The organism is Oribacterium sp. KHPX15, assembly GCF_900107835.1.
Classification (GTDB): domain Bacteria; phylum Bacillota; class Clostridia; order Lachnospirales; family Lachnospiraceae; genus Oribacterium.
Genome location: NZ_FNRG01000001.1, coordinates 1 through 15,305 on the forward strand (window position 1 = coordinate 1; position 15,305 = coordinate 15,305).

The following is a 15,305-nucleotide window of genomic DNA, read 5'->3' on the forward strand; positions in this document are numbered from 1 at the left end:
GAGAGTCGTTCCCGAAAAGGGAAATGGTCTCACATGTATCATGATGACCATGAGGCAGGCGATGATACGCAGGAGCTCGACATTAAGATCTCGGGAACTGTGCCGTATGCCATGATTGCTATTTGGATTTGATTCTGACATTCTATTTATCCTTTGTATGTATTTCTGATTTACGATTCAAGATTATATCATGACAGAGTAGGAGTATACAAATGACGGTAACTATAGTGCGGGACTTGTTCCTAGCTTTCACCGGAAAGGAGGTAAATGCAGATGTTGACGATAGAGGGATTAATCGCAGTGATTAGCCTTGCGCTGACCGCGTTCGGTCTTGGATACGCCATCGGACGCAATAGCAAAAACACACGAGAATAGCCGCCCCGGTCGGTCAAACTTAGGCGGCTACTCTTGTAGTTAATTCTTAAGGAAGCCTGCCGTTACCGGTGGCATCCTTTTTATTTCTTTTTACATTCTCATCTTACCATCAGCATAGAAATCTGTCAAACAACCATCAGTCAGATGAAAATACAGTCTCAAATTATACACACATTATTTAGGCTTTTCGTATCTTAATTTGTCTAAATATCATCTTGTTTTGATGTTTGCAGTGGACTATGCTTTCTCTGTTATTATTCTGAGACCTGTCATCACAGATCTGTATACAAACATTATCAAAAGAAGGTGTGTTTAAAATGAAATATGTAAAAGAGGTGGCATGGATCATGGCTTTCACCTTTATCGGGGAGGCTCTGAACAAACTGCTGCCATTACCGATTCCTGCGGGAGTTTACGGGCTTGTCCTGCTACTTGCCGGGCTCATTACAGGAATAGTAAAGCTCGAGGATGTTGAAACAACCGGAGGATTTCTTCTGGATACTATGACGCTAATGTTTATTCCCGCTGCTGTTGGAATCATGAGCGTGACGGACATTCTTCTTCCTGTACTCGTGCCCTATCTTGTGATCATAATAGCCTCAACCGTTATCGTAATGACTGTTACAGGCATCGCTGCATCATTGATCCTCAGGCGGTCTGAAAAAAAGGAATATAAGGAGGTTGCGAAATGAAAGAAACACTGATAAGTGCTGCAGCATGCTCCGACTATTTCGGACTATTTCTCAGCATCGGCCTTTTCATCATTGCCCTGAAACTTAAAGCCAGGTTTAAATTTGCCATCCTGAACCCTTTGCTGGTCTCGACGGTACTTTGCATAATTGTTCTTGTGGTGCTGGACATTCCCTACGAAACCTACCGCGACAGCGCAAAGATGCTCAGTTACCTTCTGACTCCGGCTACGGTATGTCTGGCGGTGCCAATGTATAAGCAGCTGAAGCTTCTCAAAGATAATCTGGCTGCTGTGGCCGTTGGAATAACAACCGGAACCTGCTGCTCCATTCTGAGCATTTTGCTCATGGGAAAGCTTTTTGGTCTTACAGGTGACCACATAGCAACATTACTTCCCAAGTCCATCACAACCGCCATAGGCATGGGCGTATCGGAGGAAGCCGGCGGCATTGTGACCCTTACGGTTGCGGCAATCATCATAACCGGTATTCTCGGAAACATGATAGCCGAGACTATATTCAAGATTTTTCGTATCGAACATCCGGTGGCAAAAGGCCTGGCTCTCGGAACCTCAGCCCATGCGGTTGGAACCGCGAAGGCACTTGAACTTGGAGAGGTTGAGGGAGCCATGAGCTCATTAAGCATCTGTGTAGCCGGAATACTTACGGTTATTCTTGTCCCTTTGGTAAGCGGGACAATTCATTGATGGAAAAACAACGAAAGATATTGTGTTAAAAGAGATAAGAGTTCTTGTTAGAGAGCAGTTGTGGGAAAACCACAGCTGCTTTTTATGTTCAAAGAATGGGTGGTAATGCAACTTGTATTTTGGTAAATTATGCAGAAACCTATCAATAATAGGCGTTATATTTATTAAAAAATAGTAAAATATTGACACTGTTGCTTTAAAATATAAGTATTATTAGATAAAATGTGAACCAGAGAAAAAGCGTGGTTTTAACCGGTGGATACGGAAATCCCGGTTAAAGAAAGGAGAATCCTAGTGAAAAGAAGGAACTTATGTAACACAAAGAAACTTATGGCGGTGATTCTTGCAGCATCAATGATGATGAGTTCAGGGGTTACGGCGTTTGCTGATGCTTTGAGTTTGGGTAGTATAACGTTATCCGAGGATGATAATGTCAAAGTGGCAATAGGCAGTGATAAAATAACTGATGGTAGTGCTAATGATAGTAATAAAGAAGGCGGCAAGGTTGAGACAGAAAAAACCGGTGACGTTAAAGGCGGCGTTTATGCGAGTAGCGAAGATAACAATGATAGTGCAGATAAGGATGCAACGGCTAAGGTAACTGTCGATGGAGATGTTACAAAAGATTCCAGTGGTACCGCAGGTGTTCATGCTGTATCAGATTCAAATTCAAGTACTGGTACAAAAGCGTCCACCGATGTTACCGTAAAGGGTAGTGTTGATGTCGAAACTGATTATGATGCTACCGGCGTTTATGCCAGCGCTTCCAGTAGCGGTACAAAATCAAATGCCACAACAACTGTTGAAGTGAAAGAGGCTGTAACAGCTGTGGGTGAAGAAAGTGCAGTTGGTTTGTCAGTAGTCTCAAATATAAATAATTATGAAGGAAGTGGCAATGCTTCTGCTAATGTTCATGTAGGCAGTGTATCTTCTAATTCAGAAGGAACTTCAGTTGGTATTAGAATTGCTGCGCATAATGAATCAGAAAACCCCACAGCTACCAGCACTGCAACTGCAATAGTAGATGGAAATGTAAACGTTACATCAGATGATGGATCCGCATATGGAATTCAAACATTTGTTACTGATATATATGATGGTTTTATAGATGGAGTTTCTGAAGGTGCAAAGGCTAAAGTTAATATCGGAGGCGATTTAAAGGCCACCAGCAATGCAGATAGTAATTCATCTGCGGTTGCAGAAACAATCTTAGTCGGAGGTGTTTCCGGTGAGCTCAATATAAATGTAGACGGAAGTGTAATACAGAGTGGAAAGAAGGGCGCTGCCATTAGTCTGCCAGACAGTTCTGACGGTAAGATAACCATCACTGTCGGAGAGGATGTTACAGCGACAACGACAGCAGTGAATATCAATGAAGGAGGTGAGGCCTCAGACGGTATAGTAGAGCTCACAGTTGGAGATGAGATTTCAGGTGGAGAACACAATATCGTTTTAAACAATACCGCATCTCTTGATAATGTGAGTATCGCTGTATGGAAGGTTGACACATCTGATGGTAAGAATGTTGTAGATAAAGTTGTTCCTGATGAAGCTTCTTTTAAAGCTGATCATGAAAAATGGGATGCCGCAATGAAAGCTGCGGAATCAAATTATGATAAAGAAGAAATTTATAGACTGAAGGAGAAAGAGCCTAAGCCGTGGGATTACCAAAAATATGAACAGGATACTGAAGCCGAAAAGAAAGTAAACTACATCATCAGCGTACAGTCAGACGTTTCAATCGCTTCAGGTACCAGAGAAGTTAATGGCTATGACACAGCTCATCAGGGTGAAACAGTTACCTTTGCAGTAACAGTTCCTTCCGGTTATGAAATTGAGAATTTCTATAATGTAAGCCCCGGACATATCATTAGCCTTAACAAGGGCTCTGCTGACGGAACCTATCTCCTTACTGTTCCAAGAGGCGGCGGTGTTGATATCGGTGTAACCCTGAAGAAGATTCAGAATGATGTTCAGGCCACTACAAGCAATTCGAATATTCCGGCTACTTTAACCAGCAGTGACAACAGTAAGAAGCATGAGTCAGATGATACAACCGGCACAACCGGCGTACAGAACTGGTCAGTTGGAAATTATTCTGATCCTAATGCGGCTGCAACCATGCAGGCAATACAGGGACTTCAGGTGCATGCTTTGAATCTTGGCGGAGCAGATATGGTTCAGAATGTAGCTGATGTTCTTACACCGGTAGATACCATAACAGCTCTCAACAATTTCTCGGCAAACAATGTAAGTACTCTGGGAACAAATAACATAATGGGTACCGGAGTGGTAGACTTCAAGAGCATGTTCCTTACAGCGGTTACTGATACAGTTGATGTTCCTGTGGCAGCAAGCGTAGCAGCAGGTCAGTCTTACACTGTTATGTTCAGTGATGGAACAAGCGTAGTAGTTCCGTGCTTAGCTAATGGTGTGCTTAACATTCCATTCAATAAGAATGCAGAAGGACTTACCTACATCATTTACGGACTTCAGATGGATCCTACAATGTCCATGGGAATGCCTGCGACAAGCGAGTGGACATATTGATAGATACTGAATAATGGTATCAGGAAATTATTGCAAGACGATTTAAGGCATGATGATATGTTCAGAGCATTCTGAATATCAATATACCTTCTTTTCAAAACAGGACCTCTGTTTCGATTACGGGACAGAGGCCCTGTTTTTTTATTCAACTTAATTGATGTAGGGGGAATCGCTATGCGTTTACTATAATTATGGTATTTAGTATACTGTTATCAAGACGAGTGTTTGAATCATAAAGGAGCGCTGGACCATGGGAGAATTTATCAGAAAACTGCCTGTAGGTATACAGGGATTTGAGAAACTAAGGACTGATAATTTCCTTTATGTTGACAAGACAGAATATATCTACAAACTGGCTCATAATAATGTTCCTTATTTTTTGTCTAGACCCAGGAGATTCGGAAAGAGTCTTTTGCTTTCTGCTATGAAGGCATATTGGGAGGGGAAGAAGGAATTATTTAAGGGACTTGCAATAGAAGAGCTGGAGAAGGATAATGCAGAGGCCTGGAAAAGATATCCCGTATTTTATCTGGACTTTAATGGTGACAACTATTTACAGACCCCTATTGAAACAGTTCTTGATGGAATGCTTTCGGATTGGGAAGCAATTTATGGTGAACAATATAAAGACCGAACCCTGGGGGATCGTTTCCAAAAAGTCATGGAACTGGCTGCTGAAAAGACCGGGTTGAGAAGCGTAGTTCTGATCGATGAATATGATAAGCCGTTATTGGACACGATAAATAACCCGGAATTGCAGAATCATATCAAAGAGGTATTCAAAGGCTTCTTCAGCAGATTGAAGAAAGCCGATGAATCAATTCAGTTTATCTTTATTACCGGCGTTACTAAATTCCATAAAGTCAGCATTTTCAGTGACCTTAATCAACTCAAAGATATTTCCATGGACAAAGAATATGCTGCGTTATGTGGAATTACTGATAGTGAGATAACGAACTTTTTCGACCGGGAATTACAAATGTTGGCGGATTGTCATGGCCTAAGTATTGATGAGTGTCTGGATGCTATCAAAAAACAATATGATGGTTATCGGTTTTATCCATTCTCTGAGGGTGTTTATAATCCCTTTAGTCTGTTGAATGCATTTTTCTCAAAAGAGTTTGGTTCTTACTGGTTTGAAACAGGGACACCGACATTTCTTTTAAGTAAAATAAAGGAAAGCAGATTTGATGTCCGGAAGTTCACAAACAGAACAATTTATGCAGACGAAGCGACCCTGAAGGATTATACGGGAGATACATTGGATCTTATTCCTCTTCTCTATCAGACGGGATATCTTACAATAGCTGATTTTGATAAAAGGCGCAGAAGATATACATTATGCTTCCCGAATGATGAAGTGAAATATGGCTTTGTCGATAGCCTTTTGAAATATTATGTGCCAAAAGCAACATCCGGAAACGGTCTAGATATCTTTACTTTAGATGAATACATAGAAAGCGGACAATTGGATAAAATCAGGGATGTGCTGTCGGGATTGTTTGCCAGCATCACCTATACACGAGAAGATGATCCTTTTGAGCATTATTTTCAGTCAGTAGTCTATCTGCTTGTCATATTGCTTGGGAAGTATGTTGACTGCGAGAGACAGATTTATGATGGACGCATTGATCTATGTATTCAGACAGAGGACTACATTTACTTGTTTGAATTCAAGAGGGATGATACGGCAGAGTCTGCACTTGCACAAATAGATACCAAGGAGTATGCATTGCCGTATATTGCTGACGGAAGAAAGCTCTACAAGATTGGTGTTTCGTTTGATTCACAGTCAAGGAAGCTCGTAGGATGGAAGGTGGCAGAAGCTAGTGATGATCCCGTAGAATAAAGGCCAAGGGAAATGAATTGTGAAAGCAGTTGTGGGAAACCACAGCTGCTTTTTATGTTCAAAGAATGGGCTGTGATGCTGTTTGTTTGGAATTTTGAAGCAAAAAAGAGGTTTGCCGCATTCATGCGACAAACCTCTTTTGGATTAATTGAAACTTTTATTTTACTGTGGCTCTCCGCCAGTCTCACTGGCAGCGGCAGCGGCAGCAGCTTCAGCAGCAGCCTTGGCTGCAGCGTCCTGAGCAGCTGTTACTAAAGGATCTGTAGGATCGAAGGTCTGGTTTCTCGGGATAGCCTGCTGGATGGCATCCTTCTCGATAGGACCCTTGTCCCACTTGTCATTGTAAACTGTAACGGTTGTGCCGTTTGGACAGTTGTTGTAGATCCAAGCACAGTCTACAGCACGGAGACGGATACATCCTCCGGACATTGAGTCATCCATGTAGTTGTAGTAGATGGCATCCATTGTGTTGTAGTCAGGTCTTGAGTAAAGCAGTGAGTGAAGCAGGTAGTGACCCTTAAATCTTGAAAGGAACTGGCAGTAGCAGTCTGTGTGCATGAAGTGCCATCTGTACTTCTCATAGATGCTGAAGGAACCGATAGGAGTATCATCACCAACTGTTACCATGAGTGTCTTGTAAGGAATTGTGAAGTTTCCTGTAGAATCCTGTGCAAGAACGTACATGGTTCTGGTTGCCTTGTTGATTCTCAATGCATAAGCTCCCGGTGCACCCATAACTTCTGAAAGATCCTTAAGAGCTACACCGTTCTCATCAAAGTAAATGTTGTAGCCGTTGACCACATTCCATCCTGTTACCGCAACACCATCGTTGAAGTAGTACTGGTTGGAATCACTGTCAAAGCCCCATCCTGTATAGGAACGACCATCAGCTGTTACATAAATAGTGCCTGATGAGGTATGGTAAACACCTTCGTTAGAAGCATTAGTCATAGGCTTCTCTGTTGAATCAAAGAACTGAACGCCCTTCTTCCAAAGAGCAAGCTTGATACCTACGATATAGCGGTCATCACCGATGGAACCTACTGCCTGACCTTCCTTAGCCCAGTCAGTAACAGTACCGTCATTAAGAAGTGCTCTGTAGTAAAGATCACCGAGGTTGTGTGTATAACCCTTTACACGGATCTGCATTGCGGAAATGATACCCTGGTTAGGTGTAGCCTCCTTTGAGGTTGCCCATGGGCCCCAGCCTGTGCCATTGGAGTAGGTTCTGTAGTACCATCTTCCTACATTTGCATGCTCAAGCATGAAGCTTGTGAAACCGATTGAAGAATATGCGAAGGAATCATTCTTGGAAGTGGTTCCCCAGTCGAGGCGCTTTCCTGATCCGTCATAGATGAAGTAAGAACCCATCGGTACAAGGTTCAGAACAGGATCTGCCTCCATGTTTCCTTCGTTAGGGGTTGTCATGTAGTTGTAACGGATGCCTTCAACATCTGTAGGATCTACAACAGGAAGTGTTTTTGAGCTTGAGCTTGCTCCACTATTATCGGCAAATGATCCTGTTGACTGAGTTGTTGTGGCTGCAGGAAGTGTATTTCCTGTAACTGTTTCGGTATTCTCAGGTGTTCCGGTACTTTCAGTGGTTGTCTGCGGATCCGCAGAAATAACTGCGCCGTCACCTGTGGGCCCTTCAACTGCACCCGGTGTAATGCTTCCTGCAGAAGAGTCCTGAACAATTACTCCTGTCTGACTCTGGTCTATAACCTGGTCTGAGGTTACAGCAGGATCTGCTGCTGTGACAGCATTGGTGGTGATTACGGATGAGTTTGTCGTGGTGTCATCTGCAATTTCAAACTGAGGGACGAGATTGTCGCCGGGGGTTGCAGCAAGTACAGACATGGGCTGAACCATCATGGCAGCTGCTGCAAGGATAGCGACAGTACGTTTCATACTAATCATTTTTTATCCTCCAAAAATATGGAAACTATTTCCTTATTAAAAAATGCACGCATACACTTTAACACAAGCTTTTGGAAAGTGCTAGACGGGATTTACTTTTTATAGGGCATATTATAAAATCGTAAAGTATTGGCAACAAACCTTATCTATTTTTTATAAATATTTCGGAAGAAAACTATGATAAGGAATAAATTTTTGGAGATAAAATGTCAGATATAGAAAAAAATATCATAAATGTAACTAAGGCAAGCCTCCCTCCTCTGGATGAATACACTCAGATGCTGAGGGATATATGGGATTCTGCATGGCTTACCAATATGGGTAAGTATCACGAAGAGCTCAGGGAAGAACTTACGAAGTATCTTAAGGTTGGTTCCCTGCAGCTTTTTGTCAATGGCCACAGCGCCCTTGAGTTCCTGATTCAGGCCATGGAGCTTTCCGGAGAGGTCATTACCACTCCTTTTTCTTTTGCGTCCACAACACATGCCATCGTAAGAAACGGGCTGAAGCCGGTCTTTTGTGACATTAGTTTAAAGGACTATACCATCGATACAGATAAGCTGGAGTCCCTTATAACCGAAAAAACCTCTGCCATAGTTCCCGTGCATGTTTACGGTAATGTCTGTGACGTGGAAAAGATACAGGAAATTGCAGACAGGCATCACCTCAAGGTTCTTTATGATGCTGCCCACACATTTGGTGAGGAGTATAAGGGAAAGGGAATCGGTACCTTCGGGGACGCTTCAATGTTTTCCTTCCATGCCACTAAGGTTTTCAATTCTATTGAAGGCGGCGCTGTTACAACAGGAGAAAATAACGAGAAGCTCATGGCCAAGCTCTATGAGCTTAAAAACTTCGGAATCCTCGGCCAGGAGGAAGTGGCTTCCGTAGGAGGTAACGGCAAGATGAATGAGTTTGCCGCCGCCATGGGGCTTTGCAATCTCCGCCATGTTTCGGAGTATATCGAAAAACGTAAGACAGTATTTGAGAGATATATGGAGAATCTCAGCGGCGTTCCCGGAATCATACTTCCTGAGGAAAATCCGGACCTTAAGCCGAATTATGCCTACATGCCGGTGCGTTTCCACGAGTTCGGAAAATCCAGAGACGAGGTCTGGAAAGCTCTTAAGGGTGGTAATGTTAACGCCCGTAAGTATTTCTACCCATGCATCAATGCCTACGGCTGCTACAAGGATCAGTATGATGTTAATGATACTCCCCGGGCGCTTCTCGCATCTCTTGAGATACTTACACTTCCGATCTATCCGGATCTGAGCCTTGAGGATGTGGACCGTATCTGCATGATGATACTTAACTGAGGAGAACAAAATGAACGAACAAAGAACAGCGCTGGTCACAGCCATCGGCTCCTTTTCCGCGGACGCGGTTATAAGAAGTCTTCATGAGATGGGCTATAAGGTAGTGGGCAGCGACATATATGATAAAGAGTGGGTTGCAGCCTCCCTTGATGTGGACATGTTTTACAAAGCACCCTACGCAAGTGATGAAGAAGCCTACATTTCCTTTATAAAAAAGGTATGTGAAGAGGAGCATGTGGACCGCATCCTTCCACTCATCGATGTGGAGATTGACGTACTTAACCGCCACAGAGAAGAACTGGAAAACGAAAAGGTAACCATCTGCATGTCTTCGAAAGAAGCCATCGAGGTACTGAGAGACAAGTACCTCATGAGCCGTCTGGTTGAAGGTGTTCTTAATGAGATAGAGGAGCCTGAGGTAAAGGGTGCTGTCAGGATCATTCCCACAAAGCTTGCTGAGGAAGTGGATTTTGAGCAGGTTACTTATCCACTTATCCTTAAGCCTGTGGACGGAAGAAGCTCCGGCGGACTTTACCGAATCTACCATGAGGATCAGCTGGGCTTTGCATTTTCAAACATCATCGATCCCGAAAAGCTGAATGATACAAATCTTACCAGATACATCGTTCAGCCTATGATAAAGGGTAATGTTATCACCGTGGACATCCTTCGCGATACCAAAGGAAACTGCAGGGCGGTACCGAGAGAAGAGCTTCTCCGTACGGCAAACGGTGCGGGACTCAGCGTAAGGATAATGGAGGATGAGGTTCTTCAGGATGTATGCTGCAGGATAGCTGAGCGCGCCGGTATCACGGGCTGCGTTAACTTCGAGTTTATCCGCGGTGAGGGCTCAGGAGTTTATTATTTTGTTGAATGTAATCCCCGATTCTCCGGAGGCGTAGCCTTTACGGAGCTTTCAGGCGTTCCCATGATAAAGAATCATATGCGGATTTTTGACGGGGAGAAGATGGAAGAACTTCCAAAACAAAAATGCGGCTTTATGACCAGAAAATATATGGAAATAAAGATGTAGTGTGAAAAATATATTCCATCACTATTTGTGCCGCAGCTTGAAGGCAGAATGGAGATTAATGTGAAAAATACTTTTCAATGCTATATGTGCTGCAGGTCAATTGCGGCGGAATGGAGATCTGTATGGCGGAAGCATTAAAGGAAAATTCAAATAGAGAAAAAGTGCTTTTGGTCATACCTGCCTATAATGAAGCGGAGAATCTTCCGAAGGTTGTGGCAGACATCAGGGCGCAGAAGTTTCCCATGGATTACATCATCATTTCCGACGGTTCAACCGACGGTACTGTGGAGCTTTGTGAACGGGAGCATTATAACTATATATCCCTTCCTGCCAATCTCGGACTTGCGGGCTGCTTCCAGACAGGTATGAAATATGCCTACAGGAAGGGCTACAGCTACGCCGTTCAGTTTGACGGAGACGGGCAGCATCGTGCCGAAGATATAGAAACACTGTATGAGAAGATGAAAGAAGGGGATTATGACATTGTCCAGGGTTCCCGCTTTCTTGTAAAGAAAAAGGGTGGCTCCATGCGTGAGATAGGCTCGAGACTCATTTCAGTGGCTATCAAGATCACCACCGGAAAGACCATAACCGATCCCACCTGCGGATTAAGGATGTACAGCGGACGCGTTATCGACAGCTTTGCCAACAGGCTGAATTACGGGCCGGAACCGGATACCATTTCATTTTTGATCAAAAAGGGTGCAAAGGTTACCGAAGCTCCCGTGACTATAGATGACAGGCTTGCAGGGGAATCATATCTGAAGCCTATGAACGCAATGAAATATATGGCAAGGATGCTCATATCCATACTGGTCATACAGAGCAGCAGGTAAGATTCATGAAAAATATCATTATTGAATCCAACAGAGATTTTATATGGAATGCGTTAGGAAGTCTTATCTATGCAATGGCTTCCATAGTTCTCGCCTTTGCGGTGATACGTATTGCAGGACCTTCAGAGGGAGGAATATTCGGTTTCGGCTTCTCAACCCTTGGGCAGCAGATGTTCATCATTTCCTACTTCGGCATCAGACCGTTTCATATAACGGATATGAAAAGACAGTTCAGCTTCTCGGATTATCTTCTTACCAGGCGGATCACATCGCTTCTGGCTTTTTTGGGAAGCCTTTTGTTCGTCGTCATACAGATGATGGAAGGAAATTATGATATCCATAAGTCGATGATCCTTGTTTTGCTATCCGTATATAAAATCATAGATGGTTATGCCGATGTTTATGAGTCAGAGCTTCAGCGACAGGATAAGCTGTACCGTACAGGACAGTCCCTTGCGTTCAGAACAAGTCTTTCTGTTCTGACATTGCTTCTTGTGCTGCTTGTGTCCGGAAATCTTCTGATTGCGGTTGCTGCAGCAGATGTGATGCAGATTATGGGAACAAAACTTTTTGCCGTGAGAGTTCTCGGAAAGGGACTCGCTCCATCAGAGCGTGAATTCAAAAAATCCTACGAGCTCATATCCTCAACAGCTCTTTTGTTCCTTAGCGTTTTTGTGGATTTTTACATTTTCTCGGCCTCGAAGTATGCCATTGACGCCGAGCTTTCAGATGCGGCTTCGGGGTACTTTAACGTACTTTTCATGCCCACATCATTTATTTATCTCATCGCGAATTTTCTTATCAGGCCAATGCTTACAAAACTGGCGACCTTCTACAGCGAGAACAATAAGAGGGCCTTTGACCGGACTTGTATTTACATGGTAAAGGCGGTTGCGGTCCTTAGTATTTTGATTTTGATCCTGACCTTTATATTCGGACGTTTCGGGCTTGGAATATTCGAATTTCTCCTGGGACCTTCCGCTGATGGAAAGCTGGTGTCAGAATTTATGACATTTGCACTTCTCATAGTTGGCGGCTCACTTTATGCCTTTGCCAATGTTATGTACTATATTCTTGTGACCGTCCGGAAACAGCTTCAGATATTTATAGGTTATGTGATGACGGCTGCGGTGGCGATATTAACGGCAGGCCCCATGGTGAGAAATCAGGGAATGTTTGGCGGCGCTCTTAACTATGTTATGCTGATGTCACTCCTTACGGTTATCTTTACACTGTATACAATAGTTTCGGTGAGGAAAATCAATGAAAACAGTTGATGTTATCATCCCGACCTACAAACCGGGATCCAAGTTCATAAGGCAGCAGGAAATGCTCCAAAAACAGACTTATCCTGTGAACCGCGTGATCATAGTTAACACAGAAGAAAAATTCCTGGACCGAAGTCTCCTTCAGGATTATGAGAATGTCTCCGTGACAGATATTTCGGCTATGGAGTTTGATCATGGCGCCACCAGAAATCTCGGAGTTTCCAAATCACGGGCGGATTATTTCCTTATGATGACAGATGATGCTGTGCCGAAGGACGAACATCTGGTGGAGAATCTTGTGAAGATGATGGAATCATCACAGGATAAGGAAATCGGGGCGGTTTACGGAAGGCAGCTTGCGACGGGAGAGAGCTCAGAGGATGAAAAGTATTCAAGGAACTTTAATTATCCGGCACAATCTTTCGTAAAAACCATTGAGGATCTGCCGCGGCTTGGCATCAAGACCTATTTTGAGTCCAATGTATGCTGTCTTTACAGAAGGGATATTTTCGACAGGCTTGGTGGATTTATTGACCATACTATCTTTAATGAGGATATGATCTACTGCTGCAGGATGCTTAAAGCAGGTTACGCCAGTGCCTACTGTGCCGAAGCAGCGGTTTTTCATGCACATAATTACACCGGCATGCAGCAGCTGAGAAGAAACTTTGATCTGGGAGTTTCTCAGGCGGATCATCCGGAGGTATTCGGAGGCCTCAAGTCAGAGGGCGAAGGCATTAAACTGGTAAAGGGTAATGCGGCTGCACTTATGAAAAAAGGAAAGCTTTTTTCGGTGGTTAGACTCATTTGGGTTTCCGGATGCAAGTATATAGGTTTCAGGTTGGGAAGGAACTATAAGAAGCTTTCAAAGAAAACCATATTGAAGCTTACTATGAATAAACACTATTGGGGAAATTGATTTCTAAACAACTATTTTTGAGGAGAAACAGTATTATGATGACACCGCTTTTCAGAGCTGTACTGGTGGTCGCATCTGTCGGAACATTGACAGTGGTCCTTAACAGGATACACAAGGCAAAACTGAATATTGAGGATTCTATATTCTGGATTCTTTTGGTATTCATGTTCGTAGTGTTCGCGGTATTTCCTGTGGTGCCGGATGCCCTGGCAGGACTTCTGGGTATTTACAGCACTGCCAATTTCCTGTTCCTCTTCATGATATTTATCCTGATCATGAGACTTTTTTCCATGAGTATGAGGGTGAGTTCTCTGGAGGACAAGCTCAGGAATCTGGTTCAGGAGCTGGCGCTTAAAGAAAAGAATGAAATGGATGATAAAACATTGAGATCCTCAGATGATCGGGGAGTCTCTTCAGTGAAGGCTCATGAAAGACTTGAAGATGAAAAGCCGGCAAAATAAAACGGGACATCAGAACAGGGTGAAGGAAATGACATCAGTTAAGGGCGAGAAACAAAGATATCTTTTATGGGATATATTTAAGGGCTTTGGAATAGTGTTTATCGTTTTCGGTCACACCGGAAAGGTTGGCGGAGCCATAGTATATCTTTTTCATCTGGCTCTGTTCTTTTTTGTTACGGGATACTTTTTCAATGAAGAAAAGTATGGACGGGATCCTTTCAGGTATTTTGGGAAACGTATAAAGGGAACCTGGGGAAGGTACATGCTGTACTGCATTTTCTTTGCAATTACCCACAACTTCTGTGTGGTACACGGTCTAATGACACCCGGTTCAGTGATTTATGACGGACCTGAGTATCTGAGATCCATCATGGGCAGTATGGTTCTTGAAAGACCTGAGCTTTATTCGGGCCCCATGTGGTTTGTGCCTCTGTGGCTTTTGGGTTCGGTGCTTTTTGCCGGAGTTATATATCTTTCAAATAAGATTTCCGGTGCTTTCACAGCAGCTGCCGCTGCAGATGAAAAGAGTCTCAGAGATGATGAGGAGTTATCCAATGTGAAATCCGCATCGGATCTAAAGACCGGAGGCATGGATGTAAAAAAGCTTGTGGATTTAGCCAATATACGTAAAAAAGCTGTATCACAGGAATATCGGACATTTAAAAACATAAGTATAGTTGTGATGTCTCTCTTATGCCTTATTGTAGGACTCTATGCGGTTGATAAGGGCATTAACATTCTCTATCATATGGAGCTTGCTTTTGTGATAGAGCCGTTTTTTGCTTTCGGATATTTCATGAAGAAATACCTTCCGAACTGGCAGGACAAGCTTGGCTGGCCCATAATGATTCCGGCAGTGGTATTGATCTATTTCATCTTCAATAAATTCATAGATGCGGGAATATGGTTCGATCTTGCAAGCCAGGATATCTTTGGGTGCTGGTACTATGTTGGCGGAGTTCTCGGAATACTCTTCACCATTATGCTTTCAAAGCTTGTTGAGAGAGTAGAGGTCAATGATAAGCTTCCGGAAGACAGTAAGCTAAAACTCTGCCCGCTGTTTACGAAGGGACCGAATCCTGTAGCGGCGCTTCTTGCAGCTGCAGGTAAATACAGCTTCGATATCATGGCACTCCACATCTTTGTTTTCAAGATGCTTGATATGCTGCTCAGGAAATTATATTACAGGGATCCGGGTATGGATCTGTCTCAGTATCCTTCGCCTTTATCTCAGCAGTGGTGGGTGCTTTATCTGGTGGTGCCGGTGCTGGTACCGATGCTCGTGGGCATCATGATTGACAGAATAAAGAGCAGGATACGAGGGAAATAGTCCCATTTAAAAATATTTGGGATATTTGACCCTCAAGAAGATATCCGGA

At 43.4% G+C, this 15,305-nt stretch carries 12 protein-coding genes; 11 read left to right on the plus strand and 1 reads right to left on the minus strand.

The window, feature by feature from the left end; all coding sequences use genetic code 11:
- Window positions 1-692: 692 nt before the first annotated feature.
- From BLV86_RS00005 to BLV86_RS00020, 4 genes are all read left to right on the plus strand, one after another.
- Window positions 693-1,067 (plus strand): CidA/LrgA family protein, encoded by a 375-nt coding sequence (locus BLV86_RS00005; RefSeq protein WP_090814666.1) that lies wholly within the window; start codon window positions 693-695, stop codon window positions 1,065-1,067.
- Window positions 1,064-1,771: an LrgB family protein gene (locus tag BLV86_RS00010; protein ID WP_090814667.1), complete on the plus strand. Its 708-nt coding sequence runs from the start codon at window positions 1,064-1,066 to the stop codon at window positions 1,769-1,771. Before BLV86_RS00005 ends, BLV86_RS00010 begins: the two co-directional genes overlap by 4 nt.
- A 294-nt stretch (window positions 1,772-2,065) precedes the next feature.
- The gene (locus BLV86_RS00015; RefSeq protein ID WP_090814668.1) at window positions 2,066-4,321 is read left to right on the plus strand and encodes a hypothetical protein; all 2,256 of its coding nucleotides are present in this window, start codon (window positions 2,066-2,068) and stop codon (window positions 4,319-4,321) included.
- Between the two features lie 250 nt (window positions 4,322-4,571).
- Complete coding sequence (locus tag BLV86_RS00020; protein ID WP_090814669.1) at window positions 4,572-6,170, plus strand: ATP-binding protein; 1,599 nt, start codon at window positions 4,572-4,574, stop codon at window positions 6,168-6,170.
- 162 nt (window positions 6,171-6,332) lie between these two features.
- Here BLV86_RS00020 and BLV86_RS00025 read toward each other — a convergent pair whose 3' ends face one another.
- Window positions 6,333-8,090 carry a L,D-transpeptidase gene (locus BLV86_RS00025; RefSeq protein WP_242873198.1) on the minus strand — a complete coding sequence of 586 codons (1,758 nt, stop codon included), beginning with the start codon at window positions 8,088-8,090 and terminating at the stop codon, window positions 6,333-6,335.
- Window positions 8,091-8,296: 206 nt separating this feature from the next.
- On the opposite strand from BLV86_RS00025, the gene BLV86_RS00030 reads away from it, so the two are divergent.
- The 7 genes from BLV86_RS00030 to BLV86_RS00060 all read left to right on the plus strand — a co-directional run bounded on the left by BLV86_RS00030 (window position 8,297) and on the right by BLV86_RS00060 (window position 15,256).
- Window positions 8,297-9,409 carry a DegT/DnrJ/EryC1/StrS family aminotransferase gene (locus tag BLV86_RS00030; RefSeq protein WP_090814670.1) on the plus strand — a complete coding sequence of 371 codons (1,113 nt, stop codon included), beginning with the start codon at window positions 8,297-8,299 and terminating at the stop codon, window positions 9,407-9,409.
- Between the two features lie 10 nt (window positions 9,410-9,419).
- A complete protein-coding gene (locus tag BLV86_RS00035; RefSeq protein WP_090814671.1) occupies window positions 9,420-10,442 on the plus strand; it encodes an ATP-grasp domain-containing protein in 1,023 nt (340 codons plus the stop codon).
- Window positions 10,443-10,564: 122 nt separating this feature from the next.
- Window positions 10,565-11,278, plus strand: coding sequence for a glycosyltransferase family 2 protein (locus BLV86_RS00040; RefSeq protein ID WP_090814672.1), 714 nt, complete (start codon window positions 10,565-10,567; stop codon window positions 11,276-11,278).
- A gap of 5 nt (window positions 11,279-11,283) precedes the next feature.
- Window positions 11,284-12,555 carry a lipopolysaccharide biosynthesis protein gene (locus tag BLV86_RS00045; RefSeq protein ID WP_090814673.1) on the plus strand — a complete coding sequence of 424 codons (1,272 nt, stop codon included), beginning with the start codon at window positions 11,284-11,286 and terminating at the stop codon, window positions 12,553-12,555.
- Window positions 12,542-13,465, plus strand: a complete 924-nt coding sequence (locus tag BLV86_RS00050; protein ID WP_090814674.1) for a glycosyltransferase family 2 protein — start codon at window positions 12,542-12,544, stop codon at window positions 13,463-13,465. Before BLV86_RS00045 ends, BLV86_RS00050 begins: the two co-directional genes overlap by 14 nt.
- A 35-nt stretch (window positions 13,466-13,500) precedes the next feature.
- Window positions 13,501-13,926: a DUF2304 domain-containing protein gene (locus BLV86_RS00055; RefSeq protein WP_090814675.1), complete on the plus strand. Its 426-nt coding sequence runs from the start codon at window positions 13,501-13,503 to the stop codon at window positions 13,924-13,926.
- A 28-nt stretch (window positions 13,927-13,954) separates the two neighbouring features.
- Window positions 13,955-15,256, plus strand: a complete 1,302-nt coding sequence (locus tag BLV86_RS00060; RefSeq protein WP_139297862.1) for an acyltransferase family protein — start codon at window positions 13,955-13,957, stop codon at window positions 15,254-15,256.
- Window positions 15,257-15,305: the final 49 nt, after the last annotated feature.

Coding starts and splice junctions, on each gene's coding strand:
- BLV86_RS00005 (WP_090814666.1), top strand. CDS start 693: ATGAAATATGTAAAAGAGGTGGCATGGATCATGGCTTTCACCTTTATC.
- BLV86_RS00010 (WP_090814667.1), top strand. CDS start 1,064: ATGAAAGAAACACTGATAAGTGCTGCAGCATGCTCCGACTATTTCGGA.
- BLV86_RS00020 (WP_090814669.1), top strand. CDS start 4,572: ATGGGAGAATTTATCAGAAAACTGCCTGTAGGTATACAGGGATTTGAG.
- BLV86_RS00025 (WP_242873198.1), bottom strand. CDS start 8,090: ATGATTAGTATGAAACGTACTGTCGCTATCCTTGCAGCAGCTGCCATG.
- BLV86_RS00030 (WP_090814670.1), top strand. CDS start 8,297: ATGTCAGATATAGAAAAAAATATCATAAATGTAACTAAGGCAAGCCTC.
- BLV86_RS00035 (WP_090814671.1), top strand. CDS start 9,420: ATGAACGAACAAAGAACAGCGCTGGTCACAGCCATCGGCTCCTTTTCC.
- BLV86_RS00040 (WP_090814672.1), top strand. CDS start 10,565: ATGGCGGAAGCATTAAAGGAAAATTCAAATAGAGAAAAAGTGCTTTTG.
- BLV86_RS00045 (WP_090814673.1), top strand. CDS start 11,284: ATGAAAAATATCATTATTGAATCCAACAGAGATTTTATATGGAATGCG.
- BLV86_RS00050 (WP_090814674.1), top strand. CDS start 12,542: ATGAAAACAGTTGATGTTATCATCCCGACCTACAAACCGGGATCCAAG.
- BLV86_RS00055 (WP_090814675.1), top strand. CDS start 13,501: ATGATGACACCGCTTTTCAGAGCTGTACTGGTGGTCGCATCTGTCGGA.
- BLV86_RS00060 (WP_139297862.1), top strand. CDS start 13,955: ATGACATCAGTTAAGGGCGAGAAACAAAGATATCTTTTATGGGATATA.